This is a genomic window from Comamonas sp. BIGb0152, from assembly GCF_024809975.1.
Taxonomy (GTDB): domain Bacteria; phylum Pseudomonadota; class Gammaproteobacteria; order Burkholderiales; family Burkholderiaceae_C; genus Comamonas.
In genome coordinates this window covers 201,525-214,875 of record NZ_JANUDY010000010.1, presented here as the reverse complement: position 1 = coordinate 214,875, position 13,351 = coordinate 201,525, and the positions used below count along the sequence as shown (strand labels likewise).

The window sequence follows — 13,351 nt, the reverse complement described above, 5'->3', positions numbered from 1 at the left end:
CAGATAAAGCGCTGCAGCGCATCGGCGCAGGACATTTACCTGGCAGCGACATTCAAGCCAGGCGGCCAGCAGCCACGCCGCAGACAACAAAAAACCTCTTGAACGAAACATTCAAGAGGTTTGTTGGTTGGTGGGTGATACATGGATCGAACATGTGACCCCTGCCGTGTGAAGGCAGTGCTCTACCGCTGAGCTAATCACCCCAGGCACGCCCAAAGAGGCATACCGAAACTAAATTGTGGTGGGTGATACATGGATCGAACATGTGACCCCTGCCGTGTGAAGGCAGTGCTCTACCGCTGAGCTAATCACCCCAAGCATGCCCGAAAGCACACCATAACAACAAACTTTGGTGGGTGATACATGGATCGAACATGTGACCCCTGCCGTGTGAAGGCAGTGCTCTACCGCTGAGCTAATCACCCATAAGTGCTTGTCGTCAAGCCCTCTATTATGACAGCAAATTTTTGCAGGCCACCAAGTTCAGGCTATTTTTCTCCAAATAGTTTTGCCACCGCTGGACTTGTCAATCTGCGCGAGCGTGTCTTCGTGCGCCGCCAACTCCATCTCTGATGCCGCAATGACGGGCAGGTCAAACTGGCTAAAATCCACCCGCTTGGCGACCAGGGCCGAGGAAGACTTATTGTTCGATGCCATGCTGTCCGACGACAGCAGCTGCTCCTGACCGCGTGTCATGTTGATATACACATCGGCCAACAGCTCGGCATCGAGCAAGGCACCGTGCAGATCGCGGCCGGAGTTGTCCACTTCCAGGCGGTCACACAGGGCATCGAGCGAGTTGCGCTTGCCAGGGAAGATATCCCGAGCCATCAGCAAGCTGTCGATAACACCACTGACCATGCTGCTGAGGCTGGGCATGCCCACGCGCTCGAACTCTTTGTTCAAAAAGCCCATGTCAAAGGGCGCGTTGTGGATGATCAGCTCCGCACCCTGCAGGTACTCGCGGATGTGCTCGGCCTTCTCATGGAAACGCGGCTTATCGGCCAAGAATTCGGTGGTGATGCCGTGCACGCGCAACGCGTCTTCATGGCTGTCTCGGTCGGCATTGAAGTACAGGTGCAGGTTGTTGCCGGTGAGCTTGCGGTTGAGCAGCTCCACACAGCCCAGCTCGATCACCCGGTCTCCATCCACCGCCGATAGACCCGTGGTTTCCGTATCCAGAACAATTTGGCGCGACATCTACGATTCCCCCAACTCAAAACACCGATTCTAAAAGCCCGCAACGCACTGCTTGCAGTGCGCAAGGCCTCAGTGGTTTTCCTTGGCGTGGTTGATCGAGTACTTGGGGATCTCCACTGTCACATCATCGCGCTCGACGATGGCCTGGCAAGACAGGCGCGACTGCGGCTCCAGACCCCAGGCACGGTCCAGCAGATCGTCCTCTTCCTCCTCGGAAGGTGCCATCGAGTCGAAGCCCTGGCGCACGATCACGTGGCAGGTGGTGCACGCGCGGCTCATGTCGCAGGCGTGCTCGATGTTGATGCCGTTTTCCAAAAGCGCTTCGCAGATGGATGTCCCCGTGGACGCCTTGATTTCGGCGCCGTTGGGACAGTATTCGGCATGGGGCAGGATTTTGATGATGGGCATGGGAGCGTCGTTTTTCTTGTGGGGTCGGTTAAATGGATTGCACGTTCTTGCCGGCCAGGGCCTGGCGGATTCCACGGTTCATGCGTTCGGCGGCAAAGCCCTCGGTGCCTTTGGCCAAGGCGTCGGTGCGGGCCTCGATATCGGCTGCGCTTTCGCTGCTGGACAGCGCATGGCGCAACTGGTCCATCAGGGTATCGACCTGGCTGCGCTCAGCGTCAGCCAGCAAGTCGCCATCGGCATCCAAGGCGCTTTGGGTGGCGATCAGCAACCGATCGCCATCCACCCGTGCCTCCACCAGCGCACGCGCCTGCATATCGGCCTGCGCGGTGCTGAAGCTGTCTCGCAGCATGTTGGCGACCTGGTCATCCGAGAGACCGTACGAGGGTTTGACATCGATGCGGGCTTCCACACCACTGACCAGCTCTTGCGCAGCCACGCTGAGCAGGCCGTCGGCATCGATGGTGAAGGACACGCGGATCCGCGCTGCGCCTGCGGCCATCGGGGGGATGCCCCGCAACTCAAAGCGCGCCAGGCTGCGGCAGTCTGCCACCAGGTCGCGCTCGCCCTGCACCACATGGATGGCCAAGGCCGTCTGGCCGTCTTTATAGGTGGTGAAGTCCTGGCCACGCGCGGTCGGAATGGTCTCGTTGCGGCTGACGATGCGCTCAACCAGGCCACCCATGGTCTCAATACCCAGTGACAGCGGAATCACATCAAGCAGCAGCAGATCGCCATTGGTGTCATTGCCCGCGAGCTGGTTGGCCTGGATGGAGGCGCCCAGGGCCACCACTTCATCCGGGTTCAGATTGGTGAGTGGCGTTTTGCCGAAAAAGGCGCCCACTGCGGCCTGCACCTGGGGCATGCGCGTGGAGCCGCCCACCATCACGACGCCTTGCACCTCGTCCTTGGCCAGCTGCGCATCGGCCAAAGCGCGGCGCACTGCTGACAAGGTGCGTGTGGTCAAGGCCTGGGTGGCGGCATCAAAATCGGCACGGCTCAGATCGAGAGAAATTGCCTGGCCGGACAGCTGCGCAGAAAAAGTCACCGTCTCGGCGCCGGTCAATGCCTCTTTCGCGGCCTTGGCGGCCAGGCGCAGCATGGCCTTGTCTTGCGGCGTGCTGACGGCGCCACCGGTCTGGCTGAGCACCCACTGGCCCAAGGCAGCGTCATAGTCGTCCCCGCCAAGGGCAGAATCGCCACCCGTGGCGATGACTTCGAACACACCGCGCGTCAGGCGCAGCACAGAGATGTCGAACGTGCCGCCACCCAGGTCATAGACGGCATAGATGCCTTCTGCGGCATTGTCCAGACCATAGGCAATCGCAGCGGCGGTGGGCTCGTTGATCAGGCGCAGCAGCTTGATGCCGGCCAGCTGGGCTGCATCCTTGGTCGCCTGGCGCTGCGCATCGTCAAAATAGGCCGGCACGGTGATCACGGCGCCGTACAAGTCGTTGTCGAAGGTGTCCTCTGCCTGGTAGCGCAAAGTGGCCAGAATCTCTGCACTGATCTCCACCGGGGTCTTGAGGCCGGCCACCGTGTTGATGGCCACCATGCCGCCGCCATCGGGCTGCACCAGCTCGTATGCCAGTTGCTCGGGCGCATGGATGTCGCTGAGCGCACGGCCCATCAGGCGCTTGGCAGACGCAATGGTATTGGCGGCATCCTGGCCCGGATGGGCCAGAGCGGCATAGCCAATATCGCGCTTGCCATTGGCGTGGTAGTGCACCACCGATGGCAGCAGCACCCGACCCTCGTCATCAGGCAAACACTCGGCCACGCCATTGCGCACCGCAGCCACCAAAGAATGCGTGGTGCCCAAATCAATGCCCACCGCAATACGGCGTTGGTGAGGATCGGGGGATTGGCCAGGTTCTGAAATTTGGAGCAATGCCATGGATGCGGTCTATCTTGTGTTCTCTTGCCTACAACCCGCACTGGGTGCGGGGCAGCGGTCTCATCAGGGGGATCGCCAAAGCATGCTGTGCCGCCCTGTGGGCGACCCTGCTTCGGTCAAAAGCCTATTGTCCCAGTTGCTCGCGGCGGCGGTCGATGTCGCCGCTAAATCGCGCAACAAACATGAGGGCTCTCACCTGCTGGGCAGCTTGCAGGTAGTCGCCCTCCACATCCAGCAACTGCTGGCAGCGCTCCAGCAGCGCGCGGCGCGAGCGCAGCACCTGGTCACCGAGCGCATCGATGTCGGCAGCGGTCTGCGCCTCTTCCAGCGCCTCGCGCCACTCCATCTGCTCCATCAGAAAAGCGGCCGGCATGGCGGTGTTGTCTTCCGCGCGTATGGGGGCATCGTGCATCTCGCACAAGTAGGCGGCGCGTTTGAGTGGGTCCTTCAAGCGCTGGTAGGCCTCATTGATGCGCACCGACCACTGCATCGCTACGCGCTGCGCAGCGGCACCCTGCGAGGCAAAGCGGTCCGGGTGGGCCTGCTTTTGCAAGGCCTTCCAGTGCTCAGCCAATTGCTGCGGGTCTTGTACAAACTGAGCGGGCACGCCAAACAGTTCGAAATCGTTGGATTGCAGATTCATCATGAAAAAACCGCCTGGCAAAAGCGCAGGCGGTTTGCAGTTTTGGCATCGCCGATGCCGACAAACAAGGCCATGACCGCCGCCTAGGGCAGCGGAATGGGCGCCTGAATACAGGGCCTCAGATTCTGAAGCTCTCGCCACAACCACAACGATCACGCTCGTTGGGGTTATGGAACTTGAAGCCCTCGTTGAGGCCTTCGCGTACAAAGTCCAGCTCCGTGCCGTCGATGTAAGCCATGCTTTTGGGATCGACCAGCACCTTGACACCATGGTCTTCAAACACCACGTCCTCGGGCGCTGCCTCGTCCACGTACTCCAGCTTGTAAGCCAGGCCCGAGCAGCCGGTGGTCTTCACGCCCAAGCGCACCCCCACCCCGTGGCCACGGCGCGAGAGGTAGCGGTTGATGTGGCGAGCAGCCGACTCAGAAAGCGTGACAGCCATGGCGCTTTAAGCCTCCGCCTTGGCGCTGTGCTTGGCCTTGTAGTCATTCACTGCGGCCTTGATGGCGTCTTCAGCCAGGATGGAGCAGTGAATCTTGACGGGCGGCAGTGCCAGCTCTTCAGCGATCTGTGCGTTCTTGAGCGCAGCGGCTTCGTCCAGCGTCTTGCCCTTGACCCATTCGGTCACCAGCGACGACGAGGCAATCGCCGAGCCGCAGCCATAGGTCTTGAAGCGTGCGTCTTCGATCACGCCAGTGTCCGCATTCACCTTGATCTGCAGCTTCATCACGTCGCCGCAGGCTGGTGCGCCGACCATGCCGGTGCCTACCGATTCATCACCTTTGTCAAAAGAGCCCACATTGCGGGGGTTCTCATAATGATCAATCACTTTGTCAGAATATGCCATCTTGGTACCTCTTTACAGTTAGCGGCTGCGCCGGATTAGTGGGCAGCCCACTGGATGGTGCTCAGATCCACACCGTCTTTGTACATTTCCCACAGGGGGCTCAACTCACGCAGCTTGGTCACGTTCTCACGGATCGATGCCACGGCGTAGTCGATGTCTTCATTGGTCGTGAAACGGCCAAAGGTCATGCGCAGGCTGCTGTGTGCCAGCTCATCGCTGCGACCCAGGGCACGCAGCACATAGCTGGGCTCCAGGCTGGCCGAGGTGCAGGCCGAACCCGAAGACACAGCCAAGCCCTTGATGCCCATGATCAGCGATTCGCCTTCGACGAAGTTGAAGCTGATGTTCAGGTTGTGCGGCACGCGGTGGTTCAGGTCACCATTGACAAACACCTGCTCGATGTCCATCAGGCCGTCCAGCATGCGCTGCTGCAGCGCCTTGGCGTGGGCGTAGTCCTTGGCCATGTCTTCCTTGGCGATGCGGAAAGCCTCGCCCATGCCCACGATCTGGTGCGTCGCCAGGGTGCCCGAGCGCATGCCACGCTCATGGCCGCCGCCGTGCATCTGTGCTTCGATGCGAACGCGTGGCTTGCGGCGCACGTACAGCGCGCCGATGCCCTTGGGGCCATAGGTCTTGTGCGAGGCCAGGCTCATCAGGTCAACCTTGAGCGCGGTGATGTCGATCTCGACCTTGCCGGTGGCTTGCGCTGCATCCACGTGGAAAATGATGCCCTTGTCGCGGCAGATGTTCCCGATGGTCTCGATGTCCTGGATCACGCCGGTTTCGTTATTCACGAACATGACGCTGACGACGATGGTGTCGGGGCGAATCGCCGCCTTGAACACCTCCAGATCCAGCAAGCCATCTTCCTTGACATCCAGGTAGGTGACTTCGAAACCTTCTCGCTCCAGCGCACGCATGGTATCGAGCACGGCCTTGTGCTCGGTCTTCACGGTGATCAGGTGCTTGCCCTTGCCCTTGTAGAACTGGGCAGCGCCTTTGAGCGCCAGGTTGTCCGATTCGGTGGCACCACTGGTCCAAACGATTTCACGCGGATCGGCGTTGATCAGCTCGGCAACTTGCACGCGCGCTTTCTCAACCGCCTCTTCCGCCGTCCAGCCCCAGGCGTGGCTGCGAGATGCAGGGTTGCCGTAGTTCTCAGACAACCAAGGGATCATCGCGGCGACCACACGCGGGTCAACGGGCGTGGTAGCGCCGTAATCGAGGTAAATGGGGAAATGTGGGGTGGTGTCCATATCTGGCTCTACTGGCGTGTGCCACAGGGCACCCGCAAAAAAACACAAAAACGCAATCACTTCATGAACTCGCCCGCCTCCCGTTCGAGGCGCAGCGAAGCCCACCGGCACCAGCGAGGTGCCGGGGATGCGGCGACCAGCGCCGCATCAACAATCAGGATTTGGCAAACACATTGCCCAGTGCAAACACCGAGTTCGGTGCGGTCACACGGATAGGCTTGACCACGGGGGTGGTCGAGATCGCGCGGCGCACGATCGGCTTGTCTTCGATCTGGATGCCCTTGGCCAGTTGGTCATCGACCAGCTTTTGCAAGGTGACCGAATCCAGAAACTCGACCATGCGCTGGTTCAGCGATGCCCAGAGTTCGTGGGTCATGCAGCGACCTGCCTCACCCATACAGTTTTCCTTGCCGCCGCACTGCGTGGCGTCAATAGGTTCATCTACCGACACAATAATGTCTGCAACTGTGATCTCAGCTGCTTTGCGGGCCAAGGTGTAACCGCCACCGGGGCCACGTGTGGATTCCACCAGCTCATGGCGGCGCAGCTTGCCAAACAGCTGTTCCAGATAGGACAGTGAAATCTGCTGACGCTGGCTGATCGCAGCCAAAGTTACCGGGCCATTGTTCTGGCGCAAAGCCAGATCAATCATTGCAGTCACTGCAAATCGGCCTTTGGTGGTGAGACGCATAATCGTTCCTTAGAGGTCAGGCTTGATAACCATAGACGCCCAATGCAAGCAAGCCACCCGCAATGACATCGTCGTAGCCTGTCGCTCCACCCTGCAAGCAGGGTAGGTCCCATTCATCGATAGGCTTTATTCTTGTTGTTGAGTAATTTGTGTCAGTATAGCACAAAGCCCCCTGAACTCGCTCGGGTAAGCAAAGATTACTTACAGAAGCTGACATCCCTAGAGCCCACGGGTATTCCCTGCCTCTGGAGAGGCCCCGCCAAAAGCCCTTTGTTTCAAGATGGTTAATTGGTCGCGTGCCTGGGCTGCTGCCTCGAATTCGAGGTTGCGCGCCGCTTCCAGCATCTGTTTTTCCAGGCGTTTGATTTCCTTGGCAATTTCCTTTTCCGACATGTCCTCGACCTGGGCGCGGCTCATGGCCACCTTTTCTGCCCGGTCCATGTCGTCGCTGGCCTTGGTGCTGTAGACGCCGTCTATCAAATCGCGCACTTGCTTGACAATCGTGCGCGGCACAATGCCATGGGCCTCATTGAAGGCCATTTGCTTTTCACGGCGGCGGCTGGTTTCGTCCATCGCGCGGCGCATCGAGTCGGTGACGCGGTCCGCATACAAGATGGCCTTGCCGTTCACATTGCGTGCCGCGCGGCCAATCGTTTGGATCAGGCTGCGTTCGGCGCGCAAAAAGCCTTCCTTGTCCGCGTCCAGAATCGCGACCAATGACACCTCGGGAATATCCAGGCCTTCGCGCAGCAAGTTGATGCCGACCAGCACATCAAAGGTGCCCAGGCGCAGGTCGCGGATGATCTCGACGCGCTCCACGGTATCCACATCCGAGTGCAGGTAGCGCACCTTCACGCCGTTGTCGCTGAGGTATTCGGTCAGCTGCTCGGCCATGCGCTTGGTCAAGGTGGTGATCAGCACCCGCTCATGGACCTTGGTGCGCAAATGGATTTCCTGCAGCACGTCATCCACCTGGTGGGTGGCAGGCCGCACTTCCACCTCGGGGTCGACCAGGCCGGTGGGGCGCACCACCTGCTCAACGACCTTGCCGGCATGGGTTTTCTCATAGTCGGCCGGCGTGGCAGAGACAAACACCACCTGGCGCATGCGCTGCTCAAACTCCACAAACTTCAAGGGGCGGTTGTCCAGCGCGCTGGGCAGGCGAAAACCGTACTCCACCAAGGTGGTCTTGCGCGCCTTGTCGCCGTTGTACATGGCGTTCAGCTGGCCGATCATCTGGTGGCTCTCATCGAGAAACATCAGCGCGTCCTTGGGCATGTAGTCCGTCATGGTCGGGGGCGGGTCACCGGGCATGGCCCCCGACAGGTGGCGGCTGTAATTCTCAATGCCCTTGCAGTGGCCCACCTCGGTCAGCATCTCCAGGTCAAAGCGGGTGCGCTGCTCCAGGCGCTGGGCTTCGACCAGTTTGCCCTCCCCCACCAGGTGTTTAAGGCGCAATGCCAACTCTTCCTTGATGGTCTCGATGGCCAGCAGCACCTGGTCGCGCGGGGTGACATAGTGGCTGCTGGGGTAGATGGTGAAGCGCGGCACCTTCTGGCGCACGCGGCCGGTCAGCGGGTCAAACAGCTGCAGGCTCTCGACCTCGTCGTCAAACAGCTCGATGCGCACCGCCATCTCACTGTGCTCCGACGGAAACACGTCAATGGTGTCGCCCCGCACCCGGAAGGTGCCGCGCGAGAAATCGGCGTCATTGCGCTTGTACTGCATGCGCACCAGTTGCGCGATCGCATCGCGCTGGTTCAGCTCATCGCCCACCCGCAAGATAAAGCGCATCTTGGTATAGGACTCCGGCGAGCCGATACCGTAGATGGCCGAGACGGTGGCGACCACAATGGTGTCGCGCCGCTCCAGCACGCTCTTGGTGGCCGACAAGCGCATCTGCTCGATGTGCTCGTTGATGGCGCTGTCCTTTTCGATGAACAGGTCGCGCTGGGGCACATAGGCCTCGGGCTGGTAGTAGTCGTAGTAGCTGACGAAGTACTCCACCGCGTTCTTGGGGAAGAACTCGCGGAATTCGCTGTACAGCTGCGCCGCCAAGGTCTTGTTGGGCGCAAACACGATGGCAGGGCGCCCGGTGCGAGCAATCACATTGGCCATCGTGAAGGTCTTGCCCGAGCCCGTCACGCCCAGCAAGGTCTGAAAAGCCTCACCGTCATCAATGCCTTCCACGAGCGCATCGATGGCTGCTGGCTGGTCGCCTGCCGGCGGATAAGGCTGGAACAAGGTAAAGGCCGAGCCCGGGTATTGGATGAATTCCCCCTCGCGGGGTGCCTCTGGAGTGACTTCGTGCATAGGTCGGGTATGCCACGCGCGAGCGGGCGTCGCTAGAATACGGGGTTAACCCCAAAGCGTACTGCAAATTTGCGATTGAGGCGATGGCCTCTTGTTTGGCATTTGGGGATGCAAAGCCAGATTTCCACCTACCAAGGACTCAACATGTCTCTTTTCTCTTCCGTCGAAATGGCCCCACGCGACCCCATCCTGGGTCTCAACGAGCAGTATGCAGCCGACACCAACCCCAGCAAAGTGAACCTGGGCGTGGGCGTGTATTTCGACGACAACGGCAAGCTGCCGCTGCTGCAGTGCGTGCAGGCCGCTGAGAAAGCCATGATGGACAAGCCCACCCCGCGTGGCTACCTGCCTATCGACGGTATTGCCGCCTATGACAGCGCCGTCAAGGCACTGGTGTTCGGCGCTGACTCCGAAGTCGTCGCCTCCGGCCGCGTGGCCACCGTGCAAGCCGTGGGCGGCACCGGCGGCCTGAAGATCGGCGCAGACTTCTTGAAGCGCCTCAACCCCCAAGCCAAGGTGCTGATTTCCGACCCCAGCTGGGAAAACCACCGCGCCATCTTCCAGAACGCCGGTTTTGAAGTGGGCAACTACCGCTACTACGACGCAGCGAACCGCGCCATCGATTTCGACGGCATGATCGCCGACCTGAACGCCGCCGCCGCTGGCACCGTGGTGGTGCTGCACGCCTGCTGCCACAACCCTACCGGCTACGACATCACCGCCGCCCAGTGGGACAAGGTCATTGAAGTGGTCAAGGCCAAGAACCTGGTCGCTTTCCTGGACATGGCTTACCAAGGCTTTGGCCACGGCATCAGCGAAGACGGCGCTGTGATCGGCAAGTTCATTGCCGCAGGCCTGAACATTTTTGTCTCGACCTCGTTCTCCAAGAGCTTCTCGCTCTACGGTGAGCGCGTGGGCGCGCTGTCCGTGGTGGCCACCGACAAGGAAGAAGCCAGCCGCGTGCTGAGCCAGCTCAAGGTCGTCATCCGCACCAACTACTCCAACCCACCGACCCACGGCGGCGCCGTGGTGGCAGCCGTGCTGAACAACCCCGAGCTGCGCGCGCTGTGGGAAAAAGAGCTGGGCGAGATGCGCGTGCGCATCAAGGAAATGCGCCAAAAGCTGGTCGACGGCCTCAAGGCCGCCGGCGTCAAGCAGGACATGGGCTTTATCACCACCCAGATCGGCATGTTCTCGTACTCCGGCCTGAGCAAGGACCAGATGGTGCGCCTGCGCTCCGAATTTGGCGTGTACGGCACGGACACCGGCCGCATGTGCGTGGCCGCGCTCAACAGCAAGAACATCGAGCACGTCTGCGCATCGATTGCCAAAGTCGTGGCGTAACCAGCCCCTAAGCCTGGCCTGAGCCCTGCAAGGCCCAGGCCTGCCCCAGGCAGCCTTCGCCCTTCGCGGCGCTGGCTGCTTTTTTCATGGGCATGACAGCCGCAGTTCACCGTTGTTTATGGCGTAAAGCTGCTGTATTTCAAGCCTTCTCCTACAAACGCCCTTAAAGTGCCTTGGTACGCTTCAGGGCGTATTGACCAGGCCCGCCTCAACCCGAGGCGCTGGCGTTCGCAGCTCAACGGAGAAAAAACAGATGTCGATCATTGGAACCATTTTTGTAGGCCTGATCATTGGCCTGATTGCACGCGCCATCAAGCCCGGTGACGACAAGATGGGCTGGATCATGACCATCCTGCTGGGCATTGCCGGCTCGCTGCTGGCCGGCTACGCTGGCGTGGCCATGGGCTGGTACCAACAGGGCGAAGCAGCCGGCTGGATCGCCTCTGTCGTGGGCGCCATCATTTTGCTGGCGCTCTACGGTCTGATCCGCAAGCGCTAAGCGCCAGGCGTCCTGCGCCAGCCGGGGCGGCCCGCTGGCGCAGACAGTCCTCTTACTTTTACTCCCCTCTTCCACACCCATGAAACTTGGACGCAAACCCCGCCCCCTGTCTGCACTGCAACTGGCTGCCCAAACAGGCAACCCGGCACTGCTGGAGGCGGTAGAGCAGTCCCTCAAGCTGCTACACCGCAAGGCGCTGGTGGCCGCACTGGCCAGTGCCACACCGGTGCCGGGGCTGGACATGGCCGTTGACGCAGCCCTGCTGTCAAGGCTTATTCCGCAGATCAGCAACCATTTCGGCCTGAGCGACGCGCAAATTGCCCGCCTCGCCCCGGCCAAGCGTGCCAAGGTGCAAAACACCGTCAACATGCTGGGCGGCGTGCTGATCGGCAAGCTAATCACCAAGGATGTCATCATGCGCGGCGCCAAGGCCCTGGGCATGCGCCTGACCGTGCAGCAGGCCAGCAAATATGTGCCCATTGCGGGGCAGGCCGTTTCTGCTGCGCTGGGCTACGCCACACTGCGCTATCTGGGCGAGCAGCATCTGCGCGACTGCGTGCGCGTGGCGCATGAGGCCGGCATTGCGCTGCCAGCGGCCTATGCGCCGCCACTGGACCAGGACAAGCGCTGAGCCTGGCGCCACAGCATGCGGCATCCTGCGGCAGCACGCTGGCTGGGCTGCCGCCAGATGAATTTGGCCTAACCCCTTCGCAACCCGCCATGCCGCGCCAGCGGCCGGGCACCGTCACGGTTAAAATGCCACATGCTTTTAGATTTTGAAGAATCCCAGCTCGTGCTGGTCGACTACCAGGAAAAACTGATGCCCGCCATTTTTGATGGCGCGCAGGTGTTGAAAAACGCCACCCTCCTGGCAAAGATTGCCCAACAACTGCAGGTGCCCGTGTTCGGCACCGAGCAGAACCCGAGCAAGCTCGGCCCCAATGCAGCAGAGCTGCGCGGGCTGTGCGACAAGACCTTGGCCAAGATGTTTTTCAGCGCCGTGCCAGAAGGGCTGAACGAATGGCTGCGCCCCCCTGCCAAGCCCCAAGGCGGCAATGCCCGCAGCCTTCCCAAGCATCTGCAAAAGCCCCCGCAAGCGGCGGCCGAGCGCAACAGCATCATCATTGCCGGCTGCGAAGCCCATGTCTGCTTGCTGCAAACCGCGCTGGAATTGCTCGAAGATGAGTTCGATGTCTGCGTCGTCACCGATGCCTGCAGCAGCCGCACCGAGCGCAACCGCGATGCCGCCTTTGACCGCCTGGCCGGCGCTGGCGCTGAGCTGGTCACCACGGAGATGGTGGTGTTCGAATGGCTGCGCAGCTGCGAGCACGAAGACTTTCGCGATATTTTGCAGCTGATCAAGTAAGGCCTGCCAGGCCTGCACCCAGGTTGGGTGCGTCATCAAGGGCTGCCCATGGGCAGCCCTTTTTGTCAGCTGTGTTTCTTGCCCAGCCTGCGGCCAACAAAAAAGCTTCCCAGGGGGAAGCTTTTGTTTCGCGGTGGGCGCTGGCTGGGGTTCAGTTCACCCGCATGCTGGCCTTGGACATCACACGCCCGATCAAATCCTGCGCCTCAGCGCCATCCAGGTTGACCTGTTGCATCAGCATGCTACGCGCCTCTTCGCTCAGCTCCACGCGGCGGGCCCCGTCAAAGCGTTTTTCCCAGTAGGCGATTTCCATGCTCTCGACGCGGACCGTCTTGCCGGTGCGGGGTGAATGGATGAACTTGCCGTCTCCCATGTAGATCCCCACATGGCTAAAAGCCCGGCGCATGGTGTTAAAGAACACCAGATCACCGGGCTTGAGTTCCGCCTTTTCAATCTTGTCGGTGGCCGCAGCCTGCTCCTCTGCGCGGCGGGGAAGGATCTTGCCCCAGCTTTCCGCATACACAGCGCGTACCAGACCACTGCAGTCAAACCCGGTCTCGGCACTGTTACCACCGCGACGGTAGGGCACGCCAATCAGACCCAAGGCATTGCTGATCAGCACATTCGCCTGGTCTTTGACCTGGTGATGCACCGAGTCGAGCTTGGACAGACTGCTTTGGCCAATGCCAAGCAGCAAATCCAGATCGGAGGCTTTGTGATCGCTCTCGGGGGCAGCATGCACGCTGGCAGCCGCGGCGACGATGAGGGTGCAAATCCATTTCGGTGACATAGCGGGCGACTTTAGCACGGTTTATTTTGAAGACAATTCATAAATATGTAACAAAATCCAAGCCAGTTATTCTCAAAAATATCTGGGTTTTCCCTTGGAA

14 protein-coding genes and 3 tRNA genes are annotated in these 13,351 nt (G+C 60.5%); 4 read left to right on the top strand and 13 right to left on the bottom strand.

Annotated elements, in window-relative coordinates; translation table 11 throughout:
* Positions 1–128: 128 nt before the first annotated feature.
* The 12 genes from M2375_RS18930 to uvrB form a co-directional block, all read right to left on the bottom strand.
* Positions 129–203, bottom strand: a tRNA-Val gene (locus M2375_RS18930).
* 36 nt (positions 204–239) lie between these two features.
* Positions 240–314, bottom strand: a tRNA-Val gene (locus M2375_RS18925).
* Positions 315–350: 36 nt separating this feature from the next.
* Positions 351–425 (bottom strand) — tRNA-Val (locus M2375_RS18920).
* 58 nt (positions 426–483) lie between these two features.
* The gene (dnaQ, locus tag M2375_RS18915; RefSeq protein WP_259169504.1) at positions 484–1,200 is read right to left on the bottom strand and encodes a DNA polymerase III subunit epsilon; all 717 of its coding nucleotides are present in this window, start codon (positions 1,198–1,200) and stop codon (positions 484–486) included.
* A 69-nt stretch (positions 1,201–1,269) separates the two neighbouring features.
* A complete protein-coding gene (gene fdx, locus M2375_RS18910; RefSeq protein ID WP_259169500.1) occupies positions 1,270–1,608 on the bottom strand; it encodes an ISC system 2Fe-2S type ferredoxin in 339 nt (112 codons plus the stop codon).
* A 28-nt stretch (positions 1,609–1,636) separates the two neighbouring features.
* Positions 1,637–3,502: a Fe-S protein assembly chaperone HscA gene (gene hscA, locus M2375_RS18905; RefSeq protein WP_259169498.1), complete on the bottom strand. Its 1,866-nt coding sequence runs from the start codon at positions 3,500–3,502 to the stop codon at positions 1,637–1,639.
* Between the two features lie 124 nt (positions 3,503–3,626).
* Positions 3,627–4,145, bottom strand: a complete 519-nt coding sequence (gene hscB, locus M2375_RS18900) for a Fe-S protein assembly co-chaperone HscB (protein ID WP_259169541.1) — start codon at positions 4,143–4,145, stop codon at positions 3,627–3,629.
* A gap of 118 nt (positions 4,146–4,263) precedes the next feature.
* A complete protein-coding gene (iscA, locus tag M2375_RS18895) occupies positions 4,264–4,587 on the bottom strand; it encodes an iron-sulfur cluster assembly protein IscA (RefSeq protein WP_021025848.1) in 324 nt (107 codons plus the stop codon).
* A 6-nt stretch (positions 4,588–4,593) separates the two neighbouring features.
* A complete protein-coding gene (gene iscU, locus M2375_RS18890) occupies positions 4,594–4,992 on the bottom strand; it encodes a Fe-S cluster assembly scaffold IscU (RefSeq protein ID WP_133856012.1) in 399 nt (132 codons plus the stop codon).
* Between the two features lie 35 nt (positions 4,993–5,027).
* Positions 5,028–6,248 (bottom strand): IscS subfamily cysteine desulfurase, encoded by a 1,221-nt coding sequence (locus M2375_RS18885; protein ID WP_259169497.1) that lies wholly within the window; start codon positions 6,246–6,248, stop codon positions 5,028–5,030.
* A gap of 154 nt (positions 6,249–6,402) precedes the next feature.
* Positions 6,403–6,939 carry a Fe-S cluster assembly transcriptional regulator IscR gene (gene iscR, locus M2375_RS18880; RefSeq protein WP_021025851.1) on the bottom strand — a complete coding sequence of 179 codons (537 nt, stop codon included), beginning with the start codon at positions 6,937–6,939 and terminating at the stop codon, positions 6,403–6,405.
* A gap of 219 nt (positions 6,940–7,158) precedes the next feature.
* Positions 7,159–9,252, bottom strand: a complete 2,094-nt coding sequence (uvrB, locus tag M2375_RS18875) for an excinuclease ABC subunit UvrB (protein ID WP_259169494.1) — start codon at positions 9,250–9,252, stop codon at positions 7,159–7,161.
* Positions 9,253–9,396: 144 nt separating this feature from the next.
* Between uvrB and M2375_RS18870 the strand changes: the two genes are divergently transcribed.
* The 4 genes from M2375_RS18870 (at position 9,397) to M2375_RS18855 (ending at position 12,461) form a co-directional block, all read left to right on the top strand.
* Positions 9,397–10,596: an amino acid aminotransferase gene (locus M2375_RS18870; protein WP_259169493.1), complete on the top strand. Its 1,200-nt coding sequence runs from the start codon at positions 9,397–9,399 to the stop codon at positions 10,594–10,596.
* A gap of 253 nt (positions 10,597–10,849) precedes the next feature.
* A complete protein-coding gene (locus M2375_RS18865; RefSeq protein ID WP_259169492.1) occupies positions 10,850–11,095 on the top strand; it encodes a GlsB/YeaQ/YmgE family stress response membrane protein in 246 nt (81 codons plus the stop codon).
* Between the two features lie 79 nt (positions 11,096–11,174).
* Positions 11,175–11,726 carry a hypothetical protein gene (locus M2375_RS18860; protein ID WP_259169491.1) on the top strand — a complete coding sequence of 184 codons (552 nt, stop codon included), beginning with the start codon at positions 11,175–11,177 and terminating at the stop codon, positions 11,724–11,726.
* Positions 11,727–11,858: 132 nt separating this feature from the next.
* The gene (locus tag M2375_RS18855; protein ID WP_259169490.1) at positions 11,859–12,461 is read left to right on the top strand and encodes an isochorismatase family protein; all 603 of its coding nucleotides are present in this window, start codon (positions 11,859–11,861) and stop codon (positions 12,459–12,461) included.
* A gap of 151 nt (positions 12,462–12,612) precedes the next feature.
* Here M2375_RS18855 and M2375_RS18850 read toward each other — a convergent pair whose 3' ends face one another.
* Positions 12,613–13,251: a C40 family peptidase gene (locus M2375_RS18850; RefSeq protein WP_259169489.1), complete on the bottom strand. Its 639-nt coding sequence runs from the start codon at positions 13,249–13,251 to the stop codon at positions 12,613–12,615.
* Positions 13,252–13,351: the final 100 nt, after the last annotated feature.